The sequence below is a fragment of the Pseudomonas sp. PDNC002 genome, from assembly GCF_016919445.1.
Taxonomy (GTDB): Bacteria; Pseudomonadota; Gammaproteobacteria; order Pseudomonadales; family Pseudomonadaceae; genus Pseudomonas.
On the sequence record NZ_CP070356.1, the window covers coordinates 4,202,041 to 4,219,044 of the forward strand.

Below are 17,004 nucleotides of genomic sequence, written 5' to 3' on the forward strand. Positions count from 1 at the left end.
AAGAATTGCATCGCTGCCGCGATGGTCGCGGAGAAGCTCCGCTCCTACAAAAGCGTAGGTTCCCTCGGGCTGCGGATTAGCCTCGGCGTTCGCGGCGCGCTAGTAGCCGTGAACATGCTCCCGCGGGCGTGGCAAACCCGTAGGAGCGGATCTTATCCGCGACCCGGCCGGCAGGCCGTCAGCGGAAGAATTGCATCGCTGTCGCGATGATCGCGGAGAAGCTCCGCTCCTACGAAAGCGTAGGCTCCTTCGCGCTGCGGATCGGCCTTGTCGCTCGCAGTGCGCTAGTCGCCGTGAACATGCTCCCGCGGGCGTGGCAAACCTGTAGGAGCGGATCTTATCCGCGATCCGGCCGGCAGGCCGTCAGTAGAAGAACTGCATCGCTGTCGCGATGGTCGCGGAGAAGCTCCGCTCCTACGAGAGCGTAGGGTCCCTCGGGCTGCGGATTAGCCTTGGCATTCGCGGTGCGCTAGTCGCCGTGAACATGCTCACGCGGGCGTGGCAAACCTGTAGGAGCGGATCTTATCCGCGATCCGGCCGGCAGGCCGTCAGCGGAAGAACTGCATCGCTGTCGCGATGGTCGCGGAGAAGCTCCGCTCCTACGAGAGCGTAGGTTACCTCGCTATTTGGATCAGCCTTGGCGCTCGCGGTGCATCAGCCAGAGGAAGTACGGGCAACCGATGAACGCCGCCAGCAGCCCCGCGGACACCGGCCACGGGTAGGCGATATTTCGGCCCAGCCAGTCCGCCACCACCATGATCAGGGCGCCGGCCAGGGCGCTCAGCAGCAATTGCGGAGCGGCGCGGCGCACGCCCAGGTGGCGGGCGATATGCGGACCGATCAGGCCGACGAAGCTCAGTGGGCCGACGATGATAGTGGCGGTGGCAGTCAACACCGCAGCGGTCAGCAGGATTGCCAGGTGACTCCCCCGCAATCGCAAGCCCAGCGCGGTGGCGGTGCCGTTGCCCAGCGTCAGCAGGTCCAGCGGGCGAGCCAGCAGCAGGCTGACGCCGATCATCAGCGCTCCGACGACCAGGCCGGTGCTCGCGGACGTCATATCCACCTGATAGGTCGATCCGGTCATCCAGCTCATCATCGCGGTCATGCGCGGGTCGCCGCTGGCCAGCAGCAAGGTGCTGAACGAATGCAGCAGGGTCGTCAGGCAGACGCCGGTGAGCAGCAGGCGCTCGGCGTTGAAGGTCTTGCGCCAGGCAAACCACAGCAGCAGGCCGAGCGTCAGCAGGGCGCCGATGCTGGCTGCCGGGACCATGTAGGCCTGCGGCTGCGGCATCACCAGGAACAGCACCAGTACGGCGATGGCCGCGCCGGACGTGGCGCCAAGGACTTCCGGGCTGGCCATGGGGTTGCCGGTCAGGCGCTGCACCAGCAGGCCGGCCACGGCCAACATCGCGCCGGCTGCCAGCGAGCCGAGCACGCGTGGCAGGCGCCACTGCGCGATGGCATCGGCAAGGCCGGCGTCGCCCCAGTGCCAGCCGTTGGCGTCCACCGCGAAGTAAATGGCCGGCAGCGTCAGCAAGGCCAGCAGGATGGCGATTGCGATGATCAGTCGCCACGGGTGTTCGCGTTGCGGTTTGGCGGGCGCCGGTCGGGGAATGATCCCGCCACTGCGCTGGCGGCTGAGCAGCCACAGCAGCAGCGGCACGCTGAAGATGCCGGTGAGGATGCCGGCCGGGATTTCGCCGGCGAAGCGCGACAGTTCGCGGGCTATCTGGTCCACCACGCACAGCAGCGCGGCGCCCAGCAGGGGTGCCCAGATCAACCGCTGCTTCAGCGTGCGGGCCCCGCACAGCCGGGCAATGGCCGGCGCGGCGAGGCCGACGAAGGCGAGCATGCCCACCGCGCTGGTGACGAAGGCGCTGAGCGCCACGGCCACCGCGAGGCCGAGCACGCGGGTGCGGCGCAGGTTGACACCCACCGCCGCCGCGCCTTCGTCTTCCAGCCCCAGGGCAGCCAGCGGCCGCACCATCAACAGCGCGAGGACCATGGCCACCGCCAGGCGCGGCGCGAGATAGAGCACGCCGTCCCAGCCACTCTGGTTGAGTGAGCCGGCCTGCCAGAGCAGCAGGTCGATCAGGTAGTCATGGTTGAACAGCACCAGCAGCGCATTGAGCGACACGCAGTAGAGGCTGATGACCATGCCGGCGAGGATGAAGCGCAGCGGCGACAGCGTGCGGCCCCAGGCAAAGGCGAACAGCAGGCCGGTAGCGATCGCTGCGCCGGTCAATGTGACGGCTTCCAGGCCGTGGACCAGCAAGGTCGGGGCGAAGATGGTGGCGGCCGAGAGTGCCAGGTTGGCACCGGCGGATACACCCAGCGTCACCGGCTCCGCCAGCGGGTTGCGCAGGATCTGCTGGAACAGCGTGCCGGCCAGGGCCAGCGCGGCACCGGCCATCAAGCTCACCGCCAGGCGCGGGAAGAAGCTGAAGTGCATGAGGACCTGACGCACATCGTCCAGGTCCGGCGACCACAAGGCTTGCCACCAGAGTTCGCGGGGCAGGGCGTCTTGCAGGCCGTGGAATACCAGCAGTGCCGCGAGGATCGCCAGAACCAGCGTGCAGAGCGCCGGGCCGACCGGCAGGCCGCCGCGAGGCGCGCTGAATCCGAGGGTCGATTCAGACATGGGCGGCCTCCGTGGCGCTGTCCAGATAGGCGGCGATGCGTTCGGCCAGGTCCAGCACCGAGGCGGCGCCGGCGTAGGGATAGAAGCGCTGCAGGGTCAGTGTGTGGCCCTGGCGCACGGCGGGCAGGTTGGCCCAGAGGTCGTTGGGCTGCCGCAGGCTCTGCAGGCGCGCCGAGGTGGTGGGAATGTCGACGTAGACCAGGTGCGCATCCGGGCGCTCGGCCAGGCGTTCGATGCTGACCATCGCCAGCCCGACCGGTCCGACCGGGCCTTGCCAGGCATTCACCAGGCCGAGGCGATCGAGCACGTCCTGCACCATGCTGTTCTTGCCGTAGACCGCCGCGTGGCGGCCGTCCTGGTTGAGCACCGCGACGCACACCGGTGGCTGCGGGCGTCTCGCCAGCTTCGCGCGCAGTTCGGCCAGGCGCTGCTCACCGGCGCCAATGTAGTCGGCGGCGACCTGCTCGACGCCCAGGCGGCGGGCCAGGTCGCTCATGAAGTCGGTAGTGGCCTTCCAGGCGCCCTCGGGAGCCGGGTAGATGGCCACCTTTTCGGTCGGCGCAATGCCGTTGAGCCGACGCTGCAAGGTCGGCGTCATCGGGTCGCTGAGGATCAGTTGCGGTTGCAGCTGCTGGATCAGTTCGAGGTTCGGTTCCCAATACGGGCCCACGTCACGCACGCTGTCCGGCAGCGCCATCGTGGGCATGCGCACCCGGTAATAGCGGTCGTCGGAGATCGCCAGGGGCGCGACGCCCAGGGTCAGCAGCGTCTCGGCGGCGACCCAGTTGAGGGCAACGATGCGCGTCAGGGCTTCTCCAGCGAGGACGACTCGGGCCGGTAGCCCGGCGGCGCAGGCCAGTCCACCGATGGCGAGACTGTGCAGCAGATGACGGCGGGTGAGGGACATCGAACTTCTCCGCTTGCATTGAAACGACAACGGGCTCCCTGCGAACAGGGAGCCCGATGGAGCGGCTGGAAGTGGCCGAAGCCACCCCCAGCGCGGGGGTTACCAGCTGTACTTCACACTGGTCATGACGGTGCGGCGCAGGCCCGGGTAGCAGGAGATGGGGCTGTCGCAGGTGGCTGCGTATTCCTCGTCCAGCAGGTTCTGCGCGTTCACCGAGAGGGTCACGTTCTTGTTCAGCGGGTAGCTCACGCCGGCGTCGAACAGGGTGTAGTTGTCGACGTGGTAGGTATTGGCGTTGTTGCCGTACAGCGAGCCGGTGTAGCGCACGCCGCCGCCGATGGAGAGGCCGTCGGCCGCGCCTTCGTGGAAGGTGTAGTTCAGCCAGCCGTTGGCCATGTGCTCGGGCACGTTGGCCGGGCGGTTGCCCTGGTTGCCGTCGTTGCTGTCGGTGATCTTGGCCTTGGTGTAGGTGTAGGAGGCCAGCAGGTCCCAGTTCTGGTCCAGCTTGGCTTTCAACTCGGCCTCGATGCCGCGGGAACGCTGCTCGCCGGTCGGCTCGTTGAAGCCGGTGGGAACGCCGTTGGCGTTCAGCTGCGGGGTCAGGATGTTCTCTTTGGTCAGCTCGTAGGCGGCCAGGGTGATCAGCAGGGTTTCGTCCGGCTGGAACTTCACGCCCGCTTCGTACTGGTGGGCTTCGCTGGCCTTGAAGGCGCCGCCGTCCGGGCCGATTCCCGAGTTGGGCACGAAGGACTCGGAGTAGCTGATGTAGGGGGCCAGGCCGAAGTCGGTCAGATAGGTCAGGCCGACGCGACCGGTGAAGGCGTTGTCCTTCTGCATGGTGTGCGCGGAGGTATGGCTGTCGAGGTCGTTGCGCACGTAGTCGTAGCGGCCGCCGGCGGTGAGGATCCAGTGGTCGTCGAACTTGACCTGGTCCTGGATGTAGCCGCCCACCTGCTGGATGGTCTGGTCGTAGTTGATCGCCTGGCCGGGGAGGGTGGTGTCCTTGGTCGGGCGCTGGACGCTCTGGCCGTACTGCGGGTTGTCCAGGTTCAGCGACGGGCCGAGGGTGCGCCAGCGGGCGACGTCGGCGTCCTGCCAGCTATAGTCGGCGCCCATCAGCAGGGTGTGCTTGAGCGGGCCGGTGTCGAAGTTGGCCTGCAGTTGGTTGTCCAGGTTGAAGGTATTCAGGTGCTGGTCGAAGCGGTCCGCGGTGCGGATGATGTTGCGCCCGACCTTGGCCTGCGGCAGCAGGTTGTTGAAGATCAGGTCGACCTGGCCGTAGCGCGCGTTCTGGCGAAATTCCCAGACGTCGTCGAAGCGATGGCGGAACTCGTAGCCCAGGGTGTACTGGTCCTGGCTGAAGTGGTTGTAGCTGTGGTCGCCCAGCAGAGTGCCGGTGGTGTGGCCGTTGACGCTGTAGTCGAAGATCGAGCCGGAGTTGCGGTCACGCAGGAAGTCGGTGAGCACGGTCAGGCTGGTGTCGTCGTCCGGCGCCCAGGTGAAGGACGGGGCGATGTAGAGGCGGTCGTCCTCGACCTCGTGGCCGTCGTCGTATTCGGCCTGGGTGTTGGCGTCGCGGGCGAGGCCGACGACGCGGTAGAGGAACTGGTTCTGATCGTCCAGCGCGCCGCCCAGGTCGAACTGGCCCTGCTTGCGGTCATGGTTGCCGCCGGTCAGTTCCACTTCGTTGATGTGGTTGGCGGTGGGCTTCTTGCTCACGCGGTTGACGATGCCGCCGGCGTCGCCCATGCCGAACAGGCTGGAAGACGGGCCACGGACCACGTCGATGCGCTCGAAGGCATAGGGCTCGCTGCGAAAGAAGGCGTAGTTATTGTTCTGCTGACGCAGGCCGTTGAGGTAGTCGCTGGTGGCCTGGGCGTTGAAGCCGCGGATGTACAGCCAGTCGAAGCCCTTGGGGTCGAGGCCGTAGGCTTCCACTTTCACGCCGGGCACATAGCGCAGCGCCTCGGTCACGGTCTGGGCGCCCTGGGCGTCCATCTGCTTGCGGGTGATCACGGAGATCGACTGCGGGATTTCCAGCAGCGGGGTGTCGGTCTTGCTGCCGCTGTTGGAGGTGCGCGGCACGTAGCTGTCTTCACCTTCGATGGCGCCGGTGATGACCTGGGCGGACATGTTCAGGGTGTCGCCGCTGGCGGCGTCGGCGCCCAGCAGGGTCACGCGGCTGCCTTCGACCTGGTACTTGATGCCGGTGCCCTGCAGCAGGCGTTCCAGCGCCTGGGTGGGCTCCATCTGGCCGCGTACGGTCGGCGCGCGCAGGTTCTGCACCTGGGTCTGGTTGAAGACGATCTGCAGGTTCGACTGGGTGCCGAGGCTGGTCAGGGCGGAGGCCAGCGACTGGGCCGGAATGTCGATGCGGACCGGAGCTGCCTCGACGGCGGAGGCGGCCAGGACCATCCCCAGGGCGGTGGCGCGGACCAGGCGGGCGAGGGGCTTCACCGGGTGCTGGGATTGCAGCGCAGAACGGGTGCGACTCACGTGACGACTCCTATGATCTTGTAAGTGGGATTTTCTAAATGCAGTTTCTAATAAGAATGATTCAGCTTTATGTGACGCACCGGTTGGAAAAAACCGGAAAACTTCTTTCGATTATTTTTTGCTGAGTGCTTTTCGGTGCGAGGCGGGCGGGCTCTCCGTGGCCGTGCCGCTGTCAATGCATCGCCACGCCGGGACTGCCCTTGGCTTGCCTCGCGCGGTGGTCTTCGATCTCCACGATCTGCCCGGCGCGCATGCGCAGTAGGCGGTCGGCGACGTCGAAATAGCGGTCGTCGTGGGAAATCACGATCAGCGTCTTGCCCTGTGCCCGCAGCTCGGGCAGCAGTTCGGTGTAGAAGATGCGGCGGAATTCCGGGTCCTGATCCGCTGCCCATTCGTCGAACACCAGCACCGGGCGTTTCTCCAGCCAGGCCTGCACCAGCGCCAGGCGCTTGCGCTGGCCGGTGGAGAGGTCGGTGGTCGAGAACTCCTGGCCCTGCAGGCTGACCTTGTGGGCGATCTCCAGGCGTTCCAGGTAGCGCGCGGCTTCCGCGGGGATGTCCTGGCTGCCCTTGAGCAGGTCTTCGAAGAGGAAGTAGTCGGCGAAAATGGTGGTGAACAGCTGGCGGTAGTCGTCGCGATTGAGGTCGGTCACCGGCTCGCCGTTGAGCAGCAGCTCGCCGCCGCGCGGGGCGTAGAGCCCGAGCAGCAGCTTGATCATGGTCGTCTTGCCGCAGCCGTTCTCACCGGCAATGAAGAGGATTTCCCCGCGACTCACCGTCAGGTTCAGTGGGCCGACGGCAAAGCCGCGGGTGCCGTCGTCGGTGGGGTAGTGGTAGGCCAGCTCGCGCAATTCGATGGACTGGAAGTCCAGCGGCCTCCGACCGTCATCGGCCAGTAGCAGGTTCGGCTCTGGCGAGGAGAAGCGCACCGACAGCTCGGCGATCCGGCGGAACGCGACCTGGGCGCGGGTCACCACCGGCAACTGGCCGATCAGTCCTTCCAGTGGGCCCTTCATGTACAGCAGGACGAGGATGAAGCCGGACAGCGTCGCCTGGTCGGTGCTCGGCCACAGCGACTGGTAGGCCAGCGCCACGCCGATGACGATGAAGAACAGCGTGGAACCAAAGCCCTTGGCGACGTTGAACAGGTTGATCGAGCGCAGCTGGATGTCACAGATTTCGTCCGCGGTGCCCTGCAGGCGCTCGCTGTAGTGCTGGAAGCGGCGCGGTCGGCTGATGCGCAGCTCCTTGGCGCCCTCGGCGATGGCGCGGTAGTGCTTCTGCAGCTCGTCTTCCTTGTCCCTGGCCTCGAAGAAACCCTTGATTCCCTTTGCCCGCGCGACGTACTGCACGGCGCTGCCGACGACGATGGCGATAGCGGTGGCGAGGAACATCGGCGGCGACAGCCAGGCCAGGTAGCCCAGGCAGCCGAGGGTGGTGGTCAGGGCGACGGCCAGCGGCGCGAAAGCGAAGGCGAAGTCGCTGATGGTGTCGATGTCGTGGGTCAGCACCGGAATCAGCCGGTGGCTGCGGTAGCGCTCGATCTGCTCGATGGGAGCGGAAATGATCTTGCTGCCCAGGTCCTTGCGCAGACGTGCGATCACGTGCTGGCCAACGTAGTTGGTGCCCATGTCGGAAATGATCGAGCCCAGCAGCGCCAGTACGCACAGCCCGGCGAAACCCAACAGCAGGCCGGCGGGCATGCCGCCCTGCGAGTGCAGGCTGTAGTTGATGGTGGCGAGCAGTGCGGTGATGGCCGAGCCGCCCAGAATCCCCAGCAGGGTGGCCGCAGTCAGCGGCAGCCAGTGCGGCCGCAGCAGTTTGAGCATTTCGCGCAAGGCGCTTGGAGCGGGAGTTGGCATCGTCTTTTCCTGGCCCCGGCCTACCAGAGAGCAGGCCGCACAACGGGACGAGACGGCGCGCGAATCAGGAGATCATCGGCAAATCCGAATCGTTCCTATCAAGACGAATGAGCCAGGAGAAAACTGAAGAGAATTTGCGAATTTATCGCAAATGAGTCGGCACAGATGCTGAGGTTTCTGTAGGGGCAACTGTCTTCTGGAAATTCGTGCTGATGCATCTCCCTCACCCCAACCCTCTCCCAGGGGAGAGGGGCAGTTCGAGCCGTCTGACGCCAAGGTTTCATCCTGCACCAAACGGTCCCCTCTCCCCTGGGAGAGGGTGAGGGTCGACCCGTGCGCAGAATTAGAGCTGAACGTAGCGGCTGGCAAGAACCGTACGGCCCTGGTTGTCCTTGCGCAGCTCCACCGGCAGCACCTTGGGTAGCGAATCCACCAGGGCCTGCAGGTCGTCGGTGCGGTAGATGCCACCGATGCGCATGGCGGCCGCGGTGGCGTCGTCGAGGAACACCGGTTGCTTGAGGTATCGGTTGATCAGCGGGATGGCGGCCTGCAGGGTCAGGTCGTCGATCACCAGCTTGCCTTCGGTCCAGGCGATAGCGCCGGCCGGCGCGACCTGAGCCAGTTCGATGCGTTCGCTGCCCTTGATGTAGCGCGCCTGCATGCCGGGGGTGAGCTGCGCGCTGTTGCCGTCGATGCTGTCCGGCGGGCTGACCACCACCGAGCCCTCGAGCAGGGTGACGAGCATCTGGTTGGCGTCGGTCCAGACGTTGAAGCGTGTGCCGGTCACCCGCACGCTGCCGTTGTCGGTGAAGACCGAGAAAGGTTGCAGTGTGTCGTGGGCGACCTGGAAGTAGGCCTCGCCGCCGGTTTTCAACCAGGCGCTGCGGCGCTCGCGGAAGTTGGCGAAGACGAGCTGCGAGTTGCTGTTGAGCTCCACCTTCGAGCCGTCGGCCAGTTGCACTTCGCGCGGAGTCGGCTGCGCGGCGTAATAGCCGACCCGCGACGGCAGCAAGCCTGCGGACCAGCCCGCCGACCACACGGCGCCCAGTGCCATCAGGACTCCGGCGGCCACGGCGGCGAGGCGCTTGATGCTGCGGGGACGGCGCTGGTGTCGCCCGCGGATCGGTACGGGGTCGATGATCAGTCCAGGCTCGATGTGCGGCGTGGGCGGCAGGAGTTCCGAGAGTTGCCAGATCTCCAGCATCGCCTGGTACTCCTCCTCGTGCCGCGGGTCGGCTGCGCGCCACTGTGCGAAAGCGGCGCGCTCGGCGTCGCTGCATTCGGCATCGTGCAGACGCGCGCACCAGTGCGCGGCTTCGGCGCAGATGCGGTCATCGTCGAGCGGAGCGGGGGAGGTTGTCATCAGGGATCTCGGTTAGGCCCGGTTGCGGCCAATATCACACTTTCTTTTCGCGTTGATGCGAGTGATTATAAATAAGCCTGACTCGGACTGTCAGCAGGCGCCTACAGCCTCGACTGTTTTTCATAGGATGCCCGACGGGGTGGAAAGCGCGTTCATCCGTTATTACAAGGAACTGGTCCTGTACCTGAATCGTAGCCTTGGCGACCGCCAGGCGGCTGCCGATGTCACCCAGGAGGCTTTCCTGCGCCTGCTCGACCGCAAGGGCGACGAGCATATCGAACAACCGCGCGCGTTTCTCTACCGCACGGCGGTGAACCTCAGTATCGACCTGCACCGGCGCGGACGCGTGCGCCGCACCGAAGAGCTGGAAAGCCTCGACCGTGAAGGCGTGCTGGACGAGCGCTGCCCCCAGGAAGAAGCCAGCCAGCAACAACAGTTGCAGATGCTCCAGCGCGCCCTCGCGGAGCTGCCCGACGCCTGTCGCCGCGCGTTCGTGCTGCGCAAGGTCGACGGCTGCAGCCATGTCGAGATCGCCGAACGAATGGGGATTTCCCGCGACATGGTGGAAAAACACATCGTCAATGCGATGAAGCATTGCCGGCTGCGTCTCAAGGCTTGGGGCGGGCAGGGCTAGGCGCTATTCCGCAGACGCCCCCCGTGGGAGCGGAATTACCTTCGCTCCGATCGACCAGGGAGCAGGGCCAACACATTGCGGACAGAGTCCGTTCCTAAGAAATGCCTCAGTGCTTGGGGCGACCCTCACCCTAACCCTCTCCCAGGGGGAGAGGAGACCGTCCAGTGCAGGATGAAACCATCGCGTCAGTTGGCTCGGACTACCCCCTCTCCCTGAGGGAGAGGGCTGGGGTGAGGGGGATGCATCGCGTTGAAGAAGACAGTTGCCCCTACGCTGATGCATCGCGCCCTGATTTACATAGACAGACGCGCCAGGTCACCGGGGATTTAGTCCCCCGCGGCCCGCGCGTGATTTCCTGCACGTGATTGCCTGCTCGTCATTCTGAAATTTTCATGACTTAGTGAGAATCATTCTAAATTTCCCCAGGCCTGTCTCGTCTCTCCAGAGAACGCGCTCAGATAGCGCAACTCACGGGCGACACGCAGGAAAGGGTGCCCACCGCCACGCAGGCGGGGTGCCAGGGCAGCAGTGCGGCGCAGTATGCCGCCGGCCCCCGCGTCGTCATGCCCCACGGCCATCGCGACACAGGACATTGGCACCATGACTCAGATGATCACCCCGACCTACGACGTGCTCGGCATCGGTTTCGGCCCCTCCAACCTGGCGCTGGCGATCGCCCTGCAGGAGCAGGCGCGACGCGAGGGCCGCCATTACCACGCACTGTTCCTCGATAAGCAGGCGGACTATCGCTGGCACGGCAATACCCTGGTCGCCCAGAGCGAACTGCAGATTTCCTTCCTCAAGGACCTGGTGACCCTGCGCAATCCCACCAGCCCTTACAGCTTCGTCAACTACCTGCACGCCATGGGGCGGCTGATCGACTTCACCAACCTGGGCACCTTCTACCCGTGCCGCATGGAGTACAACGACTACCTGCGCTGGGTCAGCGACCAGTTCGCCGAGCAGCGCGCCAGTGGCGAGACGGTCAGCCGTGTCGAGCCGGTGCAGGGGCCGGACGGCATCGAGTTGCTCAAGGTGTTGTCCACCGATGCGCGCGGTCACGAGCGCTTCCGCCTGGCGCGTAGCGTGGTGGTGAGCACCGGCGGCACGCCGCGCTTCCCGTCCGCCTTCAGTCACCTGCGCGATGACCCGCGCGTGTTCCACCATGCCCGCTACCTGGAATGCATGGCCAAGCAGCGCTGCAACCAGAACGAGCCGATGCGCATCGCGGTGATTGGCGGCGGCCAGAGCGCGGCGGAAGCCTTCATCGACCTGAACGACAGCTTCCCATCGGTGCAGGTCGACATGGTCCTGCGCGCCGCCGTGCTCAAGCCGGCCGACGACAGCCCCTTCGTCAACGAAATCTTCGCCCCGCGCTACACCGACCTGGTGTTCAACGAACCCAAGGCCGAGCGCGAGAAACTGATCCAGGAGTTCCACAACACCAACTACTCGGTGGTGGACCTGGACCTGATCGAGCGCATCTACGGCATCTTCTATCGCCAGAAAGTGGCGGGCGTGGACCGTCACGCATTCCTCTGCCGCCGCAATGTGGAGGCCGCCAAGGCCGATGCCGATGCCGAGGGCATCGAGTTGACCCTGCGCGACAGCGCCACCGGCGCGGTGGAGACCCACCGCTACGACGCGGTGATCCTCGCCACCGGCTACGAGCGCAAATCCCACCGCGAACTGCTCGCGCCGCTGCAGGACTACCTGGGCGACTTCGACGTGGGTCGCGATTACCGCCTGCAAACCGACGCGCGCCTACACGCCGGCATCTACCTGCAGGGCTTCACCCAGGACAGCCACGGCCTGAGCGACACCCTGCTGTCGGTGCTGCCGATGCGCGCCCAGGAAATCGCCGCGTCGATGTTCGAGCACCTGCCGCCGCAGGAGTCGGCGCACAAACCCTCGCGTCCGCTGACGGCCGAAAGCGCCTGAAGCCAACGGCCCGGAGATTTCTTCCGGGCCGACTAAATTCCTGCCGACCCTGCTCGTCATACGGGCGGGGTCGTTGCATTCACGAAAGGTTATCCATCATGACGCCCAATTTTTCCCTGCCGCTGCCCGATGGTCGCCAACTGTCCGCCGACAGCGGCGCCGCTGGCCTGACCTTGCTGCTCGACGGCGAGCCGCTGCTGGCTGCGCAACGCGAAGGCGAGTGCTGGCAGCTCAGTGGTGCAGTCACCCGCGAAGCCCTCTGGGCGCTGGCCTACTGGAGCTTTGCCGTCGACGCGCGGAGCGAGCGTGTGCAGTTCGCTGCCGCCAGCGTGCCCGCCGAGGCCTTCGAGCAAGGTCTGGTGAGCCGCGATGAAGTCGGTGGCCGCCTGCAGATCGAGCGCGCGGCGTTCTGGCAACTGCCTGCTGCCTGGCACAAGGGCGTGGCCAGCGCGGACTACCCGCAGGTCTATCGCATGAGCAGCGGCCGCCGTCATCCGCTGCGCGCGCCCAAGCCGCAGGGTGAGGTCTATCGCCGCTTCGATGCGAAGTTGGGCCAATGGATTTCCCTGCGCACCCTCGACATCGACCTGGACCTGGAGCGCTTCAACCGCTGGCAGAACAGCCCGCGCGTGCTGGAGTTCTGGCAGGAAGGCGGCACCCTGGAGCAGCACCGTACTTATCTGGAAAAAGCCGCGGCCGACCCGCACACCACCACCCTGATCGGCTGCATCGACGACGAGCCCTTCGCCTACTACGAAGCCTACTGGGCCAAGGAAGACCGCATCGCGCCGTTCTACGAAGTGGGCGACTACGACCGCGGCATCCACATGCTGGTGGGCGAGGAATCCCATCGCGGCCCGCACAAGGTGGAAAGCTGGATGACCGCCCTGGTGCATTACCTGCTGCTGGACGACCCGCGCACCCAGCGCATCGTCGCCGAGCCGCGCGCCGACAACGCGAAGATGATCGGCCACATGCAGCGCCTGGGCTTCTGGCGCGAGAAGGAATTCAACTTCCCGCACAAGCGCGCCGCGCTGATGGTGCAGAGCCGGGAAACCTTCTTCGAGCGTTGCGGCCTGTGCTGACAGGTTGGTGCTCCGACGCTGAGGGCTGCGTGTGATCGCAGCCCTCGCACCGTTGTACTTCGGCGAGTTCGCCAGCTACCGCGAGGTGCTGGTGACGCGCGACGATCCCCGGCCTTCGATCCCCGTCCGCGCGTTGCTGGAGCGGGAGATGCTCGACAGCGTGCTGCGCCGCTTCGACCCGCCCCACGCCGATGGCGACCGGCGCGCGCTGGCCTCGCAGTGGTCCAAGTGGTACCTGGTGCGGATCGTCCCGCCGGTCGTGGCCGCCGCGCTGGTGCTCGGTCGCACGTTGCCGCTGGACTTCGACGACGTGGACGTGGTGCTGGATGCCCAGGGCATTCCCGAGGCATTCAAGCTGCCAGGGGAGGGTGGGCCGTTCGCTGCGCCGCCGGGTGATCCGTTCCAGCGCTTCGCCCATCTGCTGGAAGGTCACCTGCAACCCTTCGTGCAACGGCTCGCCGCCGAGGTGCGCCTGTCGCCCAAGGTGCTCTGGAGCAACGCCGGGAATTACTTCGAATGGTTCATCGGCGAGATGGGCAAGTTGCCGCCGTTGGCGCCGCTGCTGGGACAGGGGCGGGAGCTGCTGGAAACCGAGCGCCGGCCGGATGGCACGCGCAATCCGCTGTACAAGCCGATCCAGTACGTCGAGGTGCCCTGCGCGCAGCGCCCGGACGGGCTATGGCGGCAGCGGCGTACCTGCTGCATTCGCTATCGGCTGGGGGAGATCGGCAATTGCGACAACTGCCCGCTGATCGATGAGCCACCCGCCGAAGCGAGCGATCTGTAGGGCACATAACGCGTCAGCGTTATCCGCCATCGAGGATTCTGCGCATAACCTGTTCCAGGTTATGCGCCCTACGGTGCTTTGTCATGCGTCCTACGGTGCTTTTGTAGGAGCGGAGCTTCTCCGCGATCGCGGGCAAAGCCCGCGCCCATGCACGCGCAATATGCCTCCGCTCGCCGGTTGGCAAGGATTCATCCGCGCAGGATATCGCGGACAAGGTCCGCTCCTACGAGATGCCACCAATGCAATACCCCGTCGCTCACCAGACGGAGTGGAAGCTCTAGCACAGGAACTGTCTCGCCACTGATCGCCGAAGCTTGCATCTCCGTAGGAGCGGACTCTGTCCGCGATCGGTCAGGCGTCGCTGTGGATTCGCAGGTTGATTCCGCGTTCAGTAACTCAGCGCAGATAACTGATCGGCGACCCATCCACCGGGTTGTTCAGCACGCCCATGGGAATCCCGTAGATATCTTCCAGCGTTTCCCCGCGCATCAGCTCCGCCGGCGAGCCCTGGGCCAGCAGGCGGCCTCCATGCAGGGCGATCAGGTGATCGCAGTAACGCGCCGCCATGTTGATGTCGTGCAGCACCACCAGCACGCCCAGGCCCAGTTCGCGGCTGAGTTCGTGGACACGGGAGAGCACTTCCACCTGATGGGCGATATCCAGCGCCGAGGTGGGTTCGTCCAGCAGCAGGTAGCGGCTGTTCTGCGCCAGCAGCATGGCCAGCCAGACGCGCTGGCGTTCACCACCGGAAAGCAGGTCTACCGGGCGATCGGCGAAGGCCTGGGTATCGGTCAGCTCCAGCGCTCGGTCGATCTGCTTGCGGTCTTCGCCGGTGACGCGGCCCAGCGCGCCGTGCCACGGGTAGCGACCGAACGCGACCAGCTCGCGCACGGTCAGGCCGTCGGTCTGCGGCAGTTGCTGCGGCAGGTAGGCCACCTGGCGTGCGAAGTCGCGGTTGCCCCAGTCCTGCAACGGTTTGCCGTCCAGGCGGATACTGCCGCCGCTGGCCTGCTGCTGGCGGGCCAGCAGCTTGAGCAGGGTGGACTTGCCCGAACCGTTGTGGCCGATCAGGCCGATCATGTTGCCGTCGGCCAGTTGCAGGCTCAGCGGTTGCAGAAGGGTGCGACCGGGGACGCTGAAACTGACATTTTCCAGTTCGAACATGGGGTCATCCGTATGGGCGGCGTGGCCGGAAAAAGCGGGAGCCCGACTCTAATCCAATCGCTAATGGTTATCAATTTTCCAAGGCCTTGCGGAACCGCCCGATCGCTTACCTGTCACTGTCCGAAAGCGCTTATGATTCAACGCTGTAATTGATCGGGTAGGGCCCATGGAGTCTGCTGTCGAACGCTACAAACGCCTGCTCGCCGAGGCCCTGGCGCGTTATTTCCCCCGTACCACCGAATACCTGCGCGCCGAACGCGAAGCGGCGCAGCCTCGTGGACGCGGCAAGACAAAGGGCAATGCCAAGGCGCCGGCCAAGCGCACGGCGAAAGCGAAGAACGGCGAAGGGCCTGCGCCCAGGCGCCCGCGAGCTCCAGCCGCAGCGGGTATCTATGGCACCGCCAAGGCCCCCGATGAACAGCACGCCCTCGACATGCGCCAGCGAGTGGCCCAGGCCGCCGCCCACGGGGTGATCAGCCTGCCGTCGGACGAACAGTGGGCGATGATCCTCGCGCCCGATCCGCTGACCCGTATCTTCGCCGGCGCCGGTTCCGGCAAGTCGACGACGCTGGTCCTGCGTGTCGTCTACATGCTCTGCCATCTGGGCATCCAGGCCGAGCGGGTGACGGTGATTTCCTTCACCAATGCCTCCTGCGCGCAACTGCGCGAGCAACTGGTGAAAGTGCTCGGCTACTGGGGCCATCCCTTCGACGCGGCGCAGGCGCGCCAGTGCGTGCGGACCTTCCATTCGGCCATGGGCACCCTGGCGAAAGTGGCACTGAAGAATCCGCGCTGGTTCGAGCAGCTGGACGAACGCACCCCGGCAGACGAGCTGGACAACCCCTTGCTCGCCGGCCGCCTGCGCCCGGCGCAGCAGCGGCTGCTCAAGCAGGTCTACCAGCAGTGCTATGCCGACCAGCACGAATTCCGCGTCCTGGTGCACCAGTTGCTGGAGCTTCCGCCACCTCCCGAAGCCGGGGACGACGGCAAGCCGCCACGCATCGGCAAGGCGCCACTGGATGCCTTCAAGCTCGGCGGCGAGTTCACGGCACTCCCGCTGTTCGAAGCCTTCTACGCCCAGGCCGGATTCATCGAGAGCATCGGCCTGCGCATCGCCCAGTTGCAGCCGAAGAAGCTCGGCTGTCCGGCGCGCGAACGGCAGTTCGTCGAAGCGCTGCAACTGTTCTGGGCCGCTTTCGACAATGCGCTGCAGGAGCAGGGCCTGCTGACCTTCAACCTGGCCTTCCAGCGCCTCACCGACCAGCTCGGCGACGGCAAGTTGCCGGCCGCAGCCCTGGCACCGTTCCAGCATCTGCTGATCGATGAGTTCCAGGATGTCTCTCCGCAGATCGTCCAGTGGTTGCAGGCGTTGCACCGAGACCTGGCCAAGCGTGGCGAGGCGGTCAGCCTGATGGCCATCGGTGATGACTGGCAGTCCATCTACGCCTGGCGCGGCAGCTCGCCGGAGCTGTTCATGGACTTCGATCGCCACTTCCCCAGCAAGGGCCGGCGCAAGAGCCGCGTGCTGCTGCTGGAAACCAACTACCGCAGCATTGACCCGGTGATCCGCGACGGCGAGCGGGTGCTGGTGGGCGTGGCGAACAAGCAGGCCAAGACCTGTCGAGCCTTCAAGTCGACAGAAGCGGGCGACCATGGCGTGAAGCTGGTGCAGCGCTTCGATGCGCGGAACAACCTGCCAATCCTGTTGGAAGAAATCCGCAAGCAGTGCGAGCACGTGGCCGCGCGTGGCTCGCGGGAGAAGACCGCCGTGCTGCTGCTCAGCCGGCGCAACGAGACCCTGCAGACCATTCTCGGCGCACTGGATCGCAAGCTGCCGGTGAAGGGCATGACCATCCACCGCGCCAAGGGCCTGCAGGCGGAGGTGGCGATCATCGTCGACGACTGCGCACCGCCGGAAAAGCATCCGCTGCGTAGCGCCGTGTACGCAGCCTCGGGCTTCTTCACCAGCAGCTATGACCAGGCCCAGCAGGATGAGCAACTGCGCCTGGCCTACGTGGCGATCACCCGTGGCGTGAGCCGGGTGTTCTGGTTCACCCGCAAGGCCCAGGGGCCGACGGCGATCCTGGCCATGCGGCGCAACGTGGAAGCTGCGCCCGCCTGACGA

The 17,004-nt window shown here is 65.8% G+C and carries 11 protein-coding genes; 5 read left to right on the forward strand and 6 right to left on the reverse strand.

The features are described from left to right. Positions 1–631: 631 nt before the first annotated feature. The 5 genes from fhuB to JVX91_RS19135 form a co-directional block, all read right to left on the reverse strand. Positions 632–2,641: a Fe(3+)-hydroxamate ABC transporter permease FhuB gene (fhuB, locus tag JVX91_RS19115; protein WP_205335743.1), complete on the reverse strand. Its 2,010-nt coding sequence runs from the start codon at positions 2,639–2,641 to the stop codon at positions 632–634. After that, complete coding sequence (locus JVX91_RS19120; protein WP_205335744.1) at positions 2,634–3,548, reverse strand: ABC transporter substrate-binding protein; 915 nt, start codon at positions 3,546–3,548, stop codon at positions 2,634–2,636. Before JVX91_RS19120 ends, fhuB begins: the two co-directional genes overlap by 8 nt. Before the next feature lie 99 nt (positions 3,549–3,647). Next, positions 3,648–6,044 (reverse strand): TonB-dependent siderophore receptor, encoded by a 2,397-nt coding sequence (locus tag JVX91_RS19125; RefSeq protein ID WP_205335745.1) that lies wholly within the window; start codon positions 6,042–6,044, stop codon positions 3,648–3,650. A gap of 172 nt (positions 6,045–6,216) precedes the next feature. Then, entirely contained in the window at positions 6,217–7,905 is a 1,689-nt protein-coding gene (locus JVX91_RS19130; RefSeq protein WP_205335746.1) for a cyclic peptide export ABC transporter, read from the reverse strand. Between the two features lie 343 nt (positions 7,906–8,248). Next, entirely contained in the window at positions 8,249–9,268 is a 1,020-nt protein-coding gene (locus JVX91_RS19135; RefSeq protein WP_205335747.1) for a FecR family protein, read from the reverse strand. A 139-nt stretch (positions 9,269–9,407) separates the two neighbouring features. Here JVX91_RS19135 and JVX91_RS19140 point away from each other — a divergent pair, with 139 nt between their 5' ends. The 4 genes from JVX91_RS19140 to fhuF all read left to right on the forward strand — a co-directional run bounded on the left by JVX91_RS19140 (position 9,408) and on the right by fhuF (position 13,715). Continuing rightward, positions 9,408–9,902 carry a sigma-70 family RNA polymerase sigma factor gene (locus JVX91_RS19140; protein WP_240201623.1) on the forward strand — a complete coding sequence of 165 codons (495 nt, stop codon included), beginning with the start codon at positions 9,408–9,410 and terminating at the stop codon, positions 9,900–9,902. 600 nt (positions 9,903–10,502) lie between these two features. Continuing rightward, positions 10,503–11,843 (forward strand): SidA/IucD/PvdA family monooxygenase, encoded by a 1,341-nt coding sequence (locus JVX91_RS19145; protein ID WP_205335749.1) that lies wholly within the window; start codon positions 10,503–10,505, stop codon positions 11,841–11,843. Between the two features lie 98 nt (positions 11,844–11,941). Next, complete coding sequence (locus JVX91_RS19150) at positions 11,942–12,928, forward strand: GNAT family N-acetyltransferase (protein ID WP_205335751.1); 987 nt, start codon at positions 11,942–11,944, stop codon at positions 12,926–12,928. Between the two features lie 31 nt (positions 12,929–12,959). Continuing rightward, entirely contained in the window at positions 12,960–13,715 is a 756-nt protein-coding gene (gene fhuF / locus JVX91_RS19155) for a siderophore-iron reductase FhuF (protein WP_205335752.1), read from the forward strand. Positions 13,716–14,111: 396 nt separating this feature from the next. Here the strand turns inward: fhuF and JVX91_RS19160 are convergent, their stop codons facing one another. After that, positions 14,112–14,879, reverse strand: coding sequence for an ATP-binding cassette domain-containing protein (locus JVX91_RS19160; protein WP_205335753.1), 768 nt, complete (start codon positions 14,877–14,879; stop codon positions 14,112–14,114). Positions 14,880–15,045: 166 nt separating this feature from the next. Here JVX91_RS19160 and JVX91_RS19165 point away from each other — a divergent pair, with 166 nt between their 5' ends. After that, on the forward strand, positions 15,046–17,001 hold the full coding sequence (locus JVX91_RS19165; RefSeq protein WP_205335754.1) for a DEAD/DEAH box helicase: 1,956 nt from the start codon (positions 15,046–15,048) through the stop codon (positions 16,999–17,001). Positions 17,002–17,004: the final 3 nt, after the last annotated feature.